This window comes from Methylococcales bacterium (genome assembly GCA_030949405.1).
In the GTDB taxonomy this organism is placed as follows: domain Bacteria; phylum Pseudomonadota; class Gammaproteobacteria; order Methylococcales; family Methylomonadaceae; genus WTBX01.
In genome coordinates this window covers 1,777,255-1,791,558 of the sequence record JAUZSN010000002.1, presented here as the reverse complement: position 1 = coordinate 1,791,558, position 14,304 = coordinate 1,777,255, and the positions used below count along the sequence as shown (strand labels likewise).

Here is a 14,304-nt window from a genome sequence, read left to right as displayed (position 1 = left end):
AGTAATTTTAAAATGATAAAAAGGGAGAGATAACCTCACAACGATTATGAGCGGTTATTATTTAAGAGATATTAATGATTTAGGTTAATCATTGTAACGTAAAGACGTGATGATTCACGTCTTTACGACAAAGGAGTGCCTGATAATTTTATGGCTTAAGAATACTAATTGCTTTCAATAAATTTAAAGCTTCATGTAACGCATAATCACGTATTTCTTCAGAGGATGAGCCATCCTTAGTTTCTTTTTTAAGCGTTTTTTTATCCTCTACTTTTTTAGACGTTGATTTTGTCTCACGTTCGCCCTTATCTAAATGGCCTGATAAATCAGCTTCTTTAATAGATTCAAAATTAGAGGGCTTTAAGGATTCTAATTTAAGCTTCTTCAAAGGAATATCAGGCTCAATCCCTTCCGCTTGAATTGAACGACCTAACGGTGTGAAATAACGCGCTGTGGTTAATTTAACCGCCGCACCACTACTGGTGGGTAAAATAGTTTGTACTGAGCCTTTTCCAAAGGATTTTTCCCCCATAATAACCGCACGTTTATGGTCTTGCAATGCGCCTGCAACAATTTCAGAGGCGGATGCTGATCCTCCATTAACCAAGACAACTAAAGGAGCTTTATCAATCACATCCCCTCTTTCCGCATTAAAACGCATTTGTGAGTTTTTAATCCGCCCTTCCGTATAAACAATTAAACCCTCATCTAAAAAAGCATCACTAACGTCTACAGCCGCCTGTAAAACGCCACCTGGATTATTACGTAAATCCAATACTAATCCATTTAATTTTCCTTCATTTTCTTCAATTAAATCATTAATGGCTTCGGATAAATTTTCACCGGTTCTTGATTGAAAACTACTAATTCGCAAATAACCGTAATTTTTCTCTAGCAAACGACTTTTAACACTTTTAACTTTAATAATGTCGCGTGTCACCACCGTAACAATCGGTGCATCGGCACCTTCTCGGATAATGGTTAATGAAATATCTTCACCAGGATCCCCGCGCATTATTTTGACCGCATCCCCTAGTGACATCCCTTTGACAGGTTGCTCATCTAATTTGACAATTAAATCACCCGCCTGTAAACCTGCACGTTGAGCGGGGGTATCATCAATCGGTGAAACGACTTTAACAAACCCATTTTCCATCGTTACTTCAATCCCTAACCCACCAAACTGCCCACTTGTTCCTTCTCTTAATTCCTTATAATCCTCAATATCAAGATAAGCTGAATGAGGGTCTAAGCCTGTTAACATGCCTCTAATCGCATCTTCCAATAATTTTTTATCCGCAACAGGTTCAACATAATCTCTTTTTATACGTCCGAATATTTCTGTAAACGCACGTAATTCATCATACGGCAAAGCCTCTTGAATAACGCTATCTTCGCTACGTTCAGCCAGCACATTGCTGCTGGTTGCAACAAAAACCCCTAAAGAAAAGCCAAGGGATAAAATTAATATATTTTTCTTTTTAAGCATTTGCTTTCTAGTTTCCTAAAATTAATCGTTAATGATTAGTTTTTTAAATTCAAATTTATTGAGGTAAAAAATACTTTTTTACCCGACATAACCGCTTCGTATTTTTTGACACCAACGGGCAGGATTAATTGATTTCCCTTGAAATCGAACCCCAAAATAAAGTCCTGCCTGACTACGCCCCCCACTTTTCCCAACCGAGGCAATAACCATTCCAGTCTTCACTTTATCGCCAACTTTTTTATTAAGACTTTGATTAAACGCATATAAACTCATATAACCCGAACCATGATCAATAATAACCAACAATCCATAACCTCGCAACCAGTCTGCATAAATAACCTGCCCATCCGTAATCGCATGAATACTCGCGCCTTCTTTTGCTGAAATTAAAAAGCCGTCCCAACGCCCGTCATCACGCCTACTTCCAAATTTTTTCACAACCTTACCTTTTAAAGGCCACGGTAATTTTCCTTTTAGCTTCCGAAAAGACAAACCCGACTGCGTATAAGCAAGCATTTTCTGTTTAGCTTTTATTTTTTTCGGCTTATCCGTCTTAACAAGAAGTGTCTCAGCGTCATGTTGACTCATGACAGGCTCTCCTCCTCGACCTAATGAAACAATTAAATCACGCAATTGTTTTTCATTACCTTTTAATTGCGTTAGTTGTTGTGATTTTAAACTCATATCTTCATCCAATAAAGATAATAAATGTTGACGCTGACGCTTGGTTTTAATTAATTTATTTTGCTGGTTTTTTTTAACACTTGATGTTTTTTGTAACTGTTTTTTTTCTTGTTTTCTTTCTTGCCCTAGCTGCTCCAACACAGCAATATGCTTTTTTAACGTAATCAATTTTGTTAGTCGCGCCTTATTTAAATAATGATAATACATCATCATTCGACTGGCTAAGGCAGGGTCTTGCTGGTTGAGCAATAACTTTAGCTTTTCTCTTTTTCCCATAATATGAGTAGCTTTAAGCTGACCATTTAACTCATGATTTTCAATATCAAGCTTTTTTTGTCTTATACTTATTTCTTTATTAATTTCTTTTAATCGTCGCCGTTTACCATCAATTTTTTGTGTCAATGATTTAAGTAAATTAGTCGTTTTTCCATATTGTTTTTCAATCTGGCCTAACTTATTTGATAAATGCGTTCGCTTAACAGAGATCTGTTCTATAGTTTGATTAACATCTTTAATATCTGTTTGTAATTCATTCAGCTTTTCTATTTTCTCATTCGCCGACAACGGCAAATGACCACTGATAATAAAAAAAGCAACGATTAAAAAGAAGTGCATTGCTTTAATCAGCTAACAAGGAACGACCTGTCATTTCATCAGGTTGCTTAACCCCTAAAATAGCCAATAAGGTCGGGGCTAAGTCGGATAATCCGCCGCCATGACTCAAGCCTTGTTTTCCCCCGACATAAAGTAAAGGGACTTTATTAATCGTATGAGCCGTATGCGCCTGCTCCGTTTCAGCATTTATCATTTGTTCAATATTACCGTGATCGGCGGTAATTAACATTTGTCCATCAACCTCGTTGAGTGCATTCACAACACGCTCTAAACAGTGATCAATCGTTTCAACTGCTTTTAAGGCTGCATCCCAAACCCCCGTGTGTCCCACCATATCGCAATTTGCATAGTTACAAATAATGATGTCAAAGTCACCTGATTTAATTGAATCAACTAAATGATCGGTCACTTCAGGCGCATTCATTTCTGGCTGTAAGTCGTAAGTTTTTACCTGTGGAGACGGGACTAAAATACGCTTTTCTCCTTCAAAAGGTTCATCACGCCCTCCATTTAAGAAAAAAGTAACATGGGCATATTTTTCAGTTTCCGCTAAGCGTAATTGTGTTCGCCCCGCATTCGCTAAGACTTCGCCTAATCCATTTTCTATATCCGTTGGAGGATAAGCCACAGGATAAGGGAAATCTTGGTGATATTTAGTTAAGGTTGCAAAATGCCCTGTATGGGGTTCACATCCTCGTTCAAATTCAGAAAAATCTGTTTGAGTTAAGGCTCTGGAAATCTCACGCGCACGATCGGCTCTAAAATTCATAAACACGATTGAATCCTGTGAATCCAATGCTATTGCATTTTCACCAATCGCCGTGGCTTGTACGAATTCATCGCTTTCATCGCGTTGATAAGCCGCGTCCAATGCCTCTAAAGCTGTTTTAGCGGTAAATTCACTTTCACCTTTAGCAATTAAATTATAAGCAGGTTGCACGCGTTCCCAGCGGTTATCTCTATCCATCGCATAAAAACGCCCTGTTAATGAAACTATTTTCCCCACACCCAAGGCTTTAAACGTTTCTTCAATAAAGGCAATCGAACTTGCTGCACTTTTAGGAGCCACATCACGTCCATCTAAAAAGGCGTGTAAATAAATCTTTTTTAAGCCTCGTTTAGCCGCCAATTCAATCATGCCAGCAATTTGCTTTTCATGACTATGAACGCCGCCTGGGGAGAGCAAGCCTAATATATGCAGGGCTTTATCATTTTCTAAAGCTTTATCAACCGCTGTTTGCAAGACTTTATTATCAAAAAAACAACCGTCTTCAATCGCATTATTTATTTTAGGTAAATCTTGAAAAACAAAACGCCCACTGCCGATATGTAAATGCCCTACTTCAGAATTTCCCATTTGACCTTCAGGTAATCCGACTAAAGCCCCTGCGCAATCTAATAACGTTTTAGGGTTAGTTTGTTGTAATTGATCCCAAAAAGGTGTTTTAGCGGCTGCAATCGCATTATGATCGTGTTCTTCTCTATGTCCAAAGCCATCAAGAATTAATAAAACTAAGGGGGTAGGTCGTTTTAACATATTTTTATAATTTTCCGTATTAGTATTTGATTATTATAATCTATTTTTATTTATTATGACTGTATTGTCCAATAATCGATGACAAAACTGCTAAAAATTTAGGCCGTTCGGTAAACGTTAGTTTAAATTTAACGGTAAGACATTTTTATTTTATCCCCTAAAACGTTATACATTCGCTTTAGATTCAATAACACCGCCTCCGAGACAAACATCACCTTGATAAAAAACCACAGACTGCCCAGGCGTAATTGCCCGTTGAGGGTGTTCAAACGTAGCACGACAGCGATTATTTTCTAAAGGCTCTAAATAACAGGCTTGGTCTTGCTGACGATAACGAGTTTTAGCATGGCATTGTTTTGCCTCAGTTAAAGGTTGATTATCACACCAATCTAACTGCCCCGCTTCCAAGGAATTATGCAGCATCAAAGGGTGTTCATGCCCTTGCCCCACGATTAGAATATTAGTAGCTAAGTCTTTTTCTAAAACATACCAAGGCTCATCAGGGGCATTTTTAACCCCACCAATCCCTAATCCTTGTCGCTGTCCTAGTGTGTAATACATCAACCCGTGATGCTTACCAATGAATTGACCTTCAGGCGTTCGCATTTCACCGGCTTGTGTCGGTAAATAGCGTTGTAAAAATTCTTTAAACTTACGCTCACCAATAAAACAAATGCCAGTACTGTCTTTCTTTTTATAATTATCAAACCCAGCTTTTTTCGCCAAAGCACGCAATTCAGGCTTCATCATGGCACCAATGGGAAATAAGGTCTTAGATAAGGCTTTTTGCCCTAACGTATATAAAAAATAACTTTGTTCCTTATTCGGGTCTAAGCCTTTTAATAATTGATGATAATTAGCTTGAAAACCCACACGGGCATAATGCCCCGTAGCAATATATTCAGCCCCTAAATCATCAATCGCATAATTTAAAAAGGCTTTAAACTTAACATGTTTATTGCACAAAATATCAGGATTAGGCGTACGCCCTAATTTGAATTCAGATAAAAAAACTTCAAAAACCTCATCCCAATATTCAGCCGCAAAATTAACCGTTTTTAATTCAATGCCTAATTTATCACAAACTTGTTGAGCATCGGCTAAATCTTCCAGTGCGGTACAATAATCAGTGCCATCATCTTCTTCCCAGTTTTTCATGAACAAACCAGTCACCTGATGACCTTGTTCTAATAAAACCAAGGCTGTCACCGAAGAATCAACCCCCCCCGACATACCCACAATGATATTTTTTTTATTCATAATCCTAAACGAGACCTCACTAATGAAAGGGGATAAAAATGTCCTTCAAGATACTCATCAATGGACTCTAAAACTAAAGAACTGCGCAATAAAGAGGCTTTTTCAGCCACTTCATCACGCGTTAACCAATGCGTTTGAACAATCCCCTCATCCAAACATTGTTCACGATTATGACTATGAACGTTACCTGAAAAACAGACTCTTAGAAAACTGTCGGCCTCTGAATTTTTTCGCCAAAGTTGAATAGACATCAGTTTCTCAGGTTCAAATTGCCATGCGGTTTCTTCGAGTACTTCACGTTTAATCGCTTCAATAAGCGTTTCCCCTTCTTCTAAATGACCTGCGGGTTGATTAAAAGCAAGTCCAGAGGATACCTGTTCTTCAACTAATAAAAATCGTTGCTGGTTTTCAATAACGGCGGCAACGGTGACATGAGGTTTCCAAATCATAGCAAAGGTTAATCGCAAAAACGCGTCATTTTACTTGATTTATAACAATTATGTGTCTAAAGATTGAAATTTATTACATTTAGCATTATGGTAAGGTGTAATGATGTTTATTAATCTAATAATTATGAGAGCAATGTCAAATAGCAACCCTTTTGATGATGATGGTGATCTAGCCATTCAAGAAAGTAAACCACAATTAAAACGCCCCCCTTTGTATAAGGTCTTGTTATTAAATGATGATTTTACCCCCATGGACTTTGTTGTTGAAATTTTAACCGATTTTTTCAATTTAGATTTTGAAAAAGCCACCCTAGTTATGTTACAAGTTCATCACGATGGTGTCGGCGTTTGTGGAACCTTTTCTAAGGATGTGGCCGAAACTAAAGTTCATTTTGTAAACGAATACTCGCGTGAGAATCATCACCCTTTAATGTGTTCCATGGAAAAAGCGTAAACGAGGAAAATTAAAATGTTAAGTAGAGAAATAGAAGTTACGTTAAATCAAGCCTTTACAACCGCTCATAGCTTGCGCCATGAGTTTATTACCGTTGAACATTTATTATTGGCTTTATTAACAACCCCTTCAGTTGAGCCCATTTTAAAATCCTGTGCTTGCGATATACCCATGTTAGCGGATGAGTTAACTCAATATATTAAGGATACCATTTCTTTAATTCCCGCAGAAATAGACCGTGAAACCCAACCCACTTTAGGTTTTCAACGGGTTTTACAACGGGCTGTTTTTCATGTCCAAGCCTCTGATAAAAAAGAAGTCTCGGGTGAAAATATTTTTGTCGCTCTCTTTAGCGAGCAAGAATCTCATTCGGTTTTTTTGCTAAAAAAACAAGATATTACTCGATTAGACGTGGTTAATTACTTAGCTCACGGCATTTCAAAAATTGAGCAAGAAGAAAATGAAAATATAGAAAAAACTAACGCGAACAAAGAGACGGAACAATCGGCTAACAACCCCTTAGAAAAATACACCCTTAATCTGAATGAAGAGGCCAAGAAAGATAGAATCGACCCTTTAATTGGGCGAGAACTTGAAATTGAACGAACCATTCAAACCCTCTGCCGCCGCCGTAAAAATAATCCGCTTTTAGTCGGTGAAGCAGGTGTCGGTAAAACGGCTATTGCCGAAGGCTTAGCCAAACGAATTGTAGAGGGTGAAGTTCCTCAAATTTTAAACGATAATATTATTTATTCGTTAGATTTAGGCGCATTAGTTGCTGGAACAAAATACCGAGGGGATTTTGAAAAACGCTTAAAAGCCTTAATGAATCAACTCAAAAAACAGCCTGAATCTATTTTGTTTATTGATGAAATCCATACTATTATTGGCGCAGGTTCTGCCTCTGGCGGGGTTATGGATGCCTCTAACTTAATTAAACCGATGCTTGCTTCAGGCCAGCTACGCTGTATAGGCTCCACGACTTATCAGGAATACCGTAGTATTTTTGAAAAAGATCATGCACTGGCACGCCGTTTCCAAAAAATTGATATTATTGAACCGTCTGTAGAAGAAACTTTTCAAATTTTACAAGGATTAAAATTTCGTTTTGAAGCCCATCATCAAATAAAATACAGTGATGAAGCCTTACAGTCGGCGGCTGAATTATCAGAACGCTTTATTACAGATCGTTTTTTACCTGACAAAGCCATCGATGTGATTGATGAAGCGGGTGCAAAGCAACGCATTACCGATAAATCTCAACGTAAAGAAACCATTAATTCCGCCGAAATTGAAGAGATTATTGCAAAAATTGCCCGCATCCCTGAAAAATCTGTTTCAACAAAAGATAAAAAGACCCTAGAGAATTTAGAAAAAAATCTAAAAATGCTAGTCTTTGGTCAAGATGAAGCGATTAACTCATTAGCCTCGGCAATTAAACTATCACGTGCGGGGTTGCGTGATAAATCCAAAACCATTGGCTCATTTTTATTTGCAGGCCCCACAGGCGTAGGGAAAACAGAAGTTACACGACAACTGGCTAAAGTACTTGGGGTTGAATTAATTCGCTTTGATATGTCTGAATATATGGAAAGCCATACCGTTTCCCGTTTAATCGGCGCGCCCCCAGGGTATGTCGGGTTTGATCAAGGAGGGTTATTAACCGAGAAAGTCACCAAAAATCCTCATGCCGTCTTACTACTGGATGAAATTGAAAAAGCCCATCCTGATGTTTTTAATTTATTATTACAAGTTATGGATCATGGAACCTTAACCGATAATAATGGACGTAAAGCTGATTTTAGAAATATTATTCTCGTCATGACGACCAATGCAGGGGCAGCCGAAGGCAGTCGTGCATCAATTGGCTTTACACAACAAAATCATGCCACTGACAATTTGAAAGCCATCGAAAAAAGTTTTTCACCTGAATTTCGTAATCGTTTAGATGCGATTGTCCAGTTCAAGGCACTGGATATACTAATCGTAGGTAATGTTGTCGATAAATTTATTTTTGAATTGGAAGCATTATTAGATGAAAAGCATGTAACCCTTGCACTGACTGCAGATGCACGTTTATGGTTAGCAGAAAATGGGTGCGACCCCAAAATGGGAGCAAGACCGATGGCTCGTTTAATTCAAGAAACAATTAAAAAGCCACTCGCCAATGATTTATTATTCGGAAAACTTGCACAGGGCGGTCATGTTCGTATTTTTATCGAAAACAAAAAACTTTGCTTTGCGATTGAAAGTAAAAGTTTAAGTATCACCGAGAAAAATTAAACGATCCCTAATAAAATGCGCTATTCTTCTATGGATAATAAGATTAGCGCATACGAAAAGTAATCCGCCCCTTTGATAAATCATAAGGGGTCATTTCTACTTTTACTTTATCACCCGTTAAAATACGAATATAATGCTTACGCATTTTTCCAGAAATATGTGCGGTAACCACGTGTCCATTTTCAAGTTCAACCCGAAACATGGTATTAGGTAAGGTATCAATTACTTTACCTTCCATTTCTATCTGATCTTCTTTTGCCATCACAGTTCTCCAATTAATTTAAAACCGCCCATAATAGCATAAGTCTTCAACTAGCAGTAGATAGGGTTATATTTATTTGATGTTAACCTGTTTATATTGCCTTTTAAACTTAAAACATCAACGTTTTTTAAGCCGAATCATTTTTCAATAAAAATAACGTTAAAATCTATGATAGCCCCTAAAAAAGAGCATTTTAAAACGATAAAGACTTACAATAACCGTATTTTAGCCAATTACCAACGTAAGATAAATCAACAGAATCACCTGCTCATGTTAGTCAAAAAACCCTTACCCGATTTAATGGCTAAACACCTTTTATATTGTGTGGTTTTAAACAAAAAACTCCATATTTATACCGATTCTGCCGCGTGGTCTTCCCAATTACGCTTTTATCAACAGGCGATGTTAGAGGCGATCGTTAATGCCAAAATAACCCAAATCAGTAGTCTAAAAATTCAACTAATTCCATCAATTCATAAGCCAAAAAAAAACCAGCACAGTTTAAAAAAAACACCCTCTAAGCGTAATATTGAACTGTTAGATTATTGCAGCGAATCCATTCATGATAAAAAATTAAAGCAATCTTTAGTGAACTTAAGCCAAACGTTAAAAAAATTACTCCCTAAAACTAACGCATAAGCGTCTTATTATTCCGTAACGGGTGGGGGCTGTGAAAAATAAATAGAGGCTTTTTCTCCATTTTCAAACGTGACCATTTCCCAAGCATCTTCATTTGCTAATAAAGCCCGTAACAATTTATTATTTAAGGTATGCCCTGATTTATACCCTTTAAAGTGTCCAATTAAACTATGACCCAATAAATATAAATCACCAATGGCATCTAAAATTTTATGTTTAACAAATTCATCGGCATAACGTAACCCCCCTTCATTTAAAACTTTGTCATCATCAATAATAATGGCATTATCAAGACTTCCCCCTAGTGCTAAGTTATTTTCTCTTAAAAATTCAATATCTTTCATAAAACCAAAGGTTCTAGCGCGACTCACTTCTTTAACAAACGTCGTTGATGAGAAATCCATGGTTGCCATTTTTAAATGATCCGCAAAGGCTGGGTGTTCAAAATCAATCGTAAAAGAGACTTTAAAACTTTCAAGCGGTTCAAATTCTGCCCATTTATCCCCCTCACTGACTCGAATAATACGCTTTATACGAATATATTTCTTAGGCGCGTTTTGTTCAGTAATTCCCGCTGATTGAATCAAAAAAACAAAAGGGCCTGCACTTCCATCCATAATAGGCACTTCTGCCGAACTGACATCAATAATCGCATTATCAATGCCTAAGCCTGCTAATGCTGATAGCAAATGCTCAACGGTCGATATTTTTATTTCATTTTGCACTAAGGTGGTTGACAGCAGTGTTTCACCCACATTCTCAGGGGTTGCCTGAATAGTCACAGGCGGTGTTAAATCTACTCGTCGAAAGCAAATTCCCGTATTAACCTCCGCGGGGTGTAAGGTCAGATAAACCTTATCACCGGTATGTAAACCCACACCTGTGGCTCTAATCGTATTTTTTAATGTTTGTTGTTTTATCATAAATATAAATGTGTTAAGTCAGCTAACGATACGTTTTAATCGGCTTGTCTACGTAAAAAAGCAGGAATATCCAGATAATCCAAATCCATATCACCGTTCTTTTGAGGTTGTGCGCCAAACCGTGTTTCTTTGGTTTCTGTTGTCTTATTGCGAAGAATCGTCGGTCTATCTAAAACATCGTAGCTAACATCACCGACTGCCGCTTTTTGAACTAATTTAACAGGATCTACCATCACTCGATCCTCACTTCCCATCCCCGTTGCGACCACGGTTACTTTAATTTCATCGCCCATTTCAGAATTAATGGCCGTTCCAATTTTCATATCCGCATCATCTGAGGCAAATGAGTGCATAATATTACCGACTTCATTAAATTCAGTTAAGTCCATGTCGGAAGCCGTAATATTCACTAAAATTCCTTTCGCGCCTTGTAGACTAATATCCTCTAATAAAGGACAGGCTATCGCTTTTTCTGCCGCTTCTCTCGCACGATTTTCACCCGATGCGGAACCTGATCCCATGATAGCTGTTCCCATATTAGTCATCACCGTTTCTACATCGGCAAAATCAACGTTAATGAGTCCTGGATGGGTTATTAATTCAGTGATCCCCTGTACGGCATCAAGCAATACATCATTAGCGGCTTTAAACGCATTGACTAAAGAAAGATTATTACCTAAAACAGGTAATAATTTTTGATTAGGAATAATAATTAAAGAATCAACATGCTCTTCTAATACTTTAATGCCCTCTTCTGCCACTAAAATTTTCTTTTTTCCTTCAAAATCAAATGGTTTTGTTACGACAGCAACAGTTAGAACTCCGAGTTCTTTGGCGATTTGAGCAATGACTGAAATAGCCCCTGTTCCTGTGCCGCCGCCCATTCCTGCGGTTAAAAAAACCATATCTGCGCCTTCAATAACTTCTTTGAGACGTTCTGAATTCTCTTCGGCGGCTTTTTTACCTACTTCGGGGCGAGTCCCTGCTCCAAGTCCATTTGTAAGCTCAATACCTATCTGTACCACCGTATCGACATTTAAACGTCTTAGTGCTTGCGCATCGGTATTAGCACAAATAAACTGTACGCCATCAATACTACTATCCACCATGTGATTAACCGCATTACCCCCACCGCCTCCAATACCAATAACCTTGATGATAGCATTCTCATTGCTTGCATCGACTAGTTCGTATTTCATTTTACCGCCCCTAAATAAAGCCTTATAAATTTTTAAAAGTTGCCCTGAAACCAATTTTTGATCATTGATAACAATCCAGAAGACTCCTCGCCTCTTTTATCAAAACCACCATGATGTTCACGCCCATAAAGTAATAAACCCACACCTGTTGAGTAAATTGGGTTTTGTACCACATCAGTTAACCCCGCAACATGTTGAGGCATTCCAACACGGACAGGAATATGAAAAATTGATTCGGCTAATTCAGTCAGTCCTTTTACTTTTGAACTTCCCCCTGTTAAGACAAGACCTGCAGTAATTAAATCTTCGTAACCACTTCGCCTTAATTCAGCCTGTACCAACAAGAGTAGTTCCTCATAACGGGGTTCAACCACTTCAGATAAATGTCTAACTGAAATTTCACGCGCTGATCTTTCGCCAATACTAGCCACTTCAAGAATGTCTTCATTACTTGTCATTTCTGTCAATGCGCAGGCATATTGACATTTTATTTGTTCCGCATTTTTAGTCGGGGTTCGTAAAGCAACGGCAATATCATTGGTCACCTGATCGCCTGCAATAGGAATCACGGCGGTATGTTTTATTGCGCCATCCGTAAAAATAGCAATATCGGTTGTTCCACCACCTATATCACATAATAAAACCCCTAATTCTTTTTCATCTTCAGTTAAAACTGAGGTACATGAGGCTAATTGCTCTAAAACAATATCATCGACATCTAAGCCACAACGACGAATACATTTTATAATATTTTGAGCCGCACTCACACTGCCTGTGACCATGTGAACTTTCGCCTCTAAACGAATCCCCGACATTCCAATCGGCTCTTTAATTCCATCTTGCTGATCAATTACAAACTCTTGAGGCAAGATATGTAATATTTTTTGATCGGCTGGAATAGCCACAGCTCTCGCCGAATCAATCACACGATCTATATCATGCTGTCTCACTTCTTTATCGCGGATAGCAACAATTCCGTGAGAATTAAGACTTTTAATATGACTCCCCGCAATCCCTGCAAAAACAGATTGAATTTGGCAGCCTGCCATTAACTCAGCCTCTTCAACAGCCCGTTGTATTGAATGAACGGTTGACTCTAAGTTAACCACTACGCCTTTTTTTAACCCACGCGAGGGAGCGGTTCCTATTCCAATAATTTCAAGATCATCTTCATAATCATATTCACCCACGATAGCGGCAACTTTTGATGTCCCTATATCTAATCCTACAACAATACTACGCTCTGTTTTTTTTGCCATTGTGCATACTCATTTTAAGTATTGATTATTTGCCAATTATATTTAATGATGTTCAGACAATTTTTATTGCCCACTAAAATTTAGTTGCTTTACGATCAATCAGGGTTTAAATTGTGTCCTACAGTGAAATAGTTTAGAAACTATAAATGCATTTCATAATGATTTTTAATCAACGCATTCCGCTGATTAAATACCCAAACGCCACAATACACTTATTAGGTTAATTATATAAACCATCAGGTTTTATACTTATAAATAATTACACAAATACGACTATTTCCAATAATTTAATTAAAACATCAACTAAAAACGCGACCCCATACGTTATAAAAATGTTTCAACCTATCTTTTTCTCTTAAGCCAAATTACAATTTTAAATAATCATTATTATCATTTTCCTTAGTTATAACATCAACATATAGAAATAAAAACGCAGAAACCATTAAATATAGGATACATTATTCCCCCTTATTTTTTGAATTTATTTTTATTTCGACTATTCTATATAAATAGATTTTAGATTCCAGCTAGCGAGCTTATTTCCATGTAACAGCATAACCATTAGAGTATCTTAAATCTACTTTTTCAATGGCTCTTCTTTGATTTTTTTTCAATATAGGTAACGTTATCAAGAAGCGATTCAATTTTTTAAGCGGGTTTTTTTGCCCTAATCTTAATTTTAATCCATTCGATAACCGTAAATCCCATGCACGGCGATCATTGACATTAAATGTCTGTAACACCAGTGACTGTTGCGCTAAAAGCCCTTGTAAACGTTTCATCATTGGCATTAATTTTTTTTCTAAGCCTTCAGGTCCTTTCAGTAAAGGTAATTTATTAAATTTTGCTAAATTATCAGGAATAAATAAATCCCCGTCTTCATTTAATAACCCTATATCTCCCCAACGGGCAATAGGATATTGTTCATATATTTTAACTTCAATGGTATCAGGCCATATACGCCTAACTTTAACTTGAGCAATCCAGGGTAAATCCAATAATTCAATTTGAATGGCCTGCATATCCGCATTTAAAAAACCCGTCAAAACTTGTTTAAGTAACGCCTGCTTTATATCATCTTTAACAATATGTTGGTAAATTCCTGCTATTCTAACATATTTAATTGGCAGTAAATCAGCTCCTTGCGCCTTTAATTCGTTCCAACCCGCCCAAGCTCCCCCGATAATGAACACGCTAATCGCTAGCCATTTTAAATTTATGTATTTCATCATCATTAATTAAAATAGCAAA

At 37.4% G+C, this 14,304-nt stretch carries 13 protein-coding genes; 3 read left to right on the top strand and 10 right to left on the bottom strand.

Annotation, left to right across the window (positions count from 1 at the left end):
* Nucleotides 1-148: 148 nt before the first annotated feature.
* From Q9M50_09290 to Q9M50_09270, 5 genes are all read right to left on the bottom strand, one after another.
* Nucleotides 149-1,489, bottom strand: coding sequence for a S41 family peptidase (locus Q9M50_09290; protein MDQ7090825.1), 1,341 nt, complete (start codon nucleotides 1,487-1,489; stop codon nucleotides 149-151).
* Nucleotides 1,490-1,567: 78 nt separating this feature from the next.
* A complete protein-coding gene (locus tag Q9M50_09285) occupies nucleotides 1,568-2,788 on the bottom strand; it encodes a peptidoglycan DD-metalloendopeptidase family protein (protein MDQ7090824.1) in 1,221 nt (406 codons plus the stop codon).
* A gap of 4 nt (nucleotides 2,789-2,792) precedes the next feature.
* Nucleotides 2,793-4,325, bottom strand: coding sequence for a 2,3-bisphosphoglycerate-independent phosphoglycerate mutase (gpmI, locus tag Q9M50_09280; protein MDQ7090823.1), 1,533 nt, complete (start codon nucleotides 4,323-4,325; stop codon nucleotides 2,793-2,795).
* A gap of 165 nt (nucleotides 4,326-4,490) precedes the next feature.
* Nucleotides 4,491-5,585, bottom strand: a complete 1,095-nt coding sequence (gene mnmA / locus Q9M50_09275) for a tRNA 2-thiouridine(34) synthase MnmA (protein ID MDQ7090822.1) — start codon at nucleotides 5,583-5,585, stop codon at nucleotides 4,491-4,493.
* Nucleotides 5,582-6,034, bottom strand: a complete 453-nt coding sequence (locus Q9M50_09270) for an NUDIX hydrolase (protein ID MDQ7090821.1) — start codon at nucleotides 6,032-6,034, stop codon at nucleotides 5,582-5,584. Before Q9M50_09270 ends, mnmA begins: the two co-directional genes overlap by 4 nt.
* 133 nt (nucleotides 6,035-6,167) lie before the next feature.
* On the opposite strand from Q9M50_09270, the gene clpS reads away from it, so the two are divergent.
* Together clpS and clpA are read left to right on the top strand one after the other, a co-directional pair.
* Nucleotides 6,168-6,488, top strand: a complete 321-nt coding sequence (gene clpS / locus Q9M50_09265) for an ATP-dependent Clp protease adapter ClpS (protein ID MDQ7090820.1) — start codon at nucleotides 6,168-6,170, stop codon at nucleotides 6,486-6,488.
* Between the two features lie 15 nt (nucleotides 6,489-6,503).
* The gene (clpA, locus tag Q9M50_09260; GenBank protein ID MDQ7090819.1) at nucleotides 6,504-8,771 is read left to right on the top strand and encodes an ATP-dependent Clp protease ATP-binding subunit ClpA; all 2,268 of its coding nucleotides are present in this window, start codon (nucleotides 6,504-6,506) and stop codon (nucleotides 8,769-8,771) included.
* A gap of 43 nt (nucleotides 8,772-8,814) precedes the next feature.
* Here the strand turns inward: clpA and infA are convergent, their stop codons facing one another.
* The gene (gene infA, locus Q9M50_09255) at nucleotides 8,815-9,033 is read right to left on the bottom strand and encodes a translation initiation factor IF-1 (GenBank protein MDQ7090818.1); all 219 of its coding nucleotides are present in this window, start codon (nucleotides 9,031-9,033) and stop codon (nucleotides 8,815-8,817) included.
* 168 nt (nucleotides 9,034-9,201) lie between these two features.
* Here infA and Q9M50_09250 point away from each other — a divergent pair, with 168 nt between their 5' ends.
* On the top strand, nucleotides 9,202-9,672 hold the full coding sequence (locus Q9M50_09250) for a DciA family protein (protein ID MDQ7090817.1): 471 nt from the start codon (nucleotides 9,202-9,204) through the stop codon (nucleotides 9,670-9,672).
* An 8-nt stretch (nucleotides 9,673-9,680) separates the two neighbouring features.
* Here the strand turns inward: Q9M50_09250 and lpxC are convergent, their stop codons facing one another.
* The 4 genes from lpxC to Q9M50_09230 all read right to left on the bottom strand — a co-directional run bounded on the left by lpxC (nucleotide 9,681) and on the right by Q9M50_09230 (nucleotide 14,285).
* On the bottom strand, nucleotides 9,681-10,595 hold the full coding sequence (gene lpxC / locus Q9M50_09245) for a UDP-3-O-acyl-N-acetylglucosamine deacetylase (protein ID MDQ7090816.1): 915 nt from the start codon (nucleotides 10,593-10,595) through the stop codon (nucleotides 9,681-9,683).
* 35 nt (nucleotides 10,596-10,630) lie between these two features.
* Entirely contained in the window at nucleotides 10,631-11,794 is a 1,164-nt protein-coding gene (ftsZ, locus tag Q9M50_09240; GenBank protein ID MDQ7090815.1) for a cell division protein FtsZ, read from the bottom strand.
* Nucleotides 11,795-11,826: 32 nt separating this feature from the next.
* Nucleotides 11,827-13,053, bottom strand: coding sequence for a cell division protein FtsA (ftsA, locus tag Q9M50_09235; GenBank protein MDQ7090814.1), 1,227 nt, complete (start codon nucleotides 13,051-13,053; stop codon nucleotides 11,827-11,829).
* A gap of 536 nt (nucleotides 13,054-13,589) precedes the next feature.
* On the bottom strand, nucleotides 13,590-14,285 hold the full coding sequence (locus Q9M50_09230; GenBank protein ID MDQ7090813.1) for a cell division protein FtsQ/DivIB: 696 nt from the start codon (nucleotides 14,283-14,285) through the stop codon (nucleotides 13,590-13,592).
* Nucleotides 14,286-14,304: the final 19 nt, after the last annotated feature.

Excerpts from the sequence above, each read along its gene's own strand:
- clpS (MDQ7090820.1), top strand. The coding sequence starts at position 6,168 with ATGTCAAATAGCAACCCTTTTGATGATGATGGTGATCTAGCCATTCAA.
- gpmI (MDQ7090823.1), bottom strand. The coding sequence starts at position 4,325 with ATGTTAAAACGACCTACCCCCTTAGTTTTATTAATTCTTGATGGCTTT.
- infA (MDQ7090818.1), bottom strand. The coding sequence starts at position 9,033 with ATGGCAAAAGAAGATCAGATAGAAATGGAAGGTAAAGTAATTGATACC.
- Q9M50_09285 (MDQ7090824.1), bottom strand. The coding sequence starts at position 2,788 with ATGCACTTCTTTTTAATCGTTGCTTTTTTTATTATCAGTGGTCATTTG.
- clpA (MDQ7090819.1), top strand. The coding sequence starts at position 6,504 with ATGTTAAGTAGAGAAATAGAAGTTACGTTAAATCAAGCCTTTACAACC.
- lpxC (MDQ7090816.1), bottom strand. The coding sequence starts at position 10,595 with ATGATAAAACAACAAACATTAAAAAATACGATTAGAGCCACAGGTGTG.
- ftsZ (MDQ7090815.1), bottom strand. The coding sequence starts at position 11,794 with ATGAAATACGAACTAGTCGATGCAAGCAATGAGAATGCTATCATCAAG.
- ftsA (MDQ7090814.1), bottom strand. The coding sequence starts at position 13,053 with ATGGCAAAAAAAACAGAGCGTAGTATTGTTGTAGGATTAGATATAGGG.
- Q9M50_09230 (MDQ7090813.1), bottom strand. The coding sequence starts at position 14,285 with ATGATGAAATACATAAATTTAAAATGGCTAGCGATTAGCGTGTTCATT.
- Q9M50_09290 (MDQ7090825.1), bottom strand. The coding sequence starts at position 1,489 with ATGCTTAAAAAGAAAAATATATTAATTTTATCCCTTGGCTTTTCTTTA.
- mnmA (MDQ7090822.1), bottom strand. The coding sequence starts at position 5,585 with ATGAATAAAAAAAATATCATTGTGGGTATGTCGGGGGGGGTTGATTCT.
- Q9M50_09250 (MDQ7090817.1), top strand. The coding sequence starts at position 9,202 with ATGATAGCCCCTAAAAAAGAGCATTTTAAAACGATAAAGACTTACAAT.
- Q9M50_09270 (MDQ7090821.1), bottom strand. The coding sequence starts at position 6,034 with ATGATTTGGAAACCTCATGTCACCGTTGCCGCCGTTATTGAAAACCAG.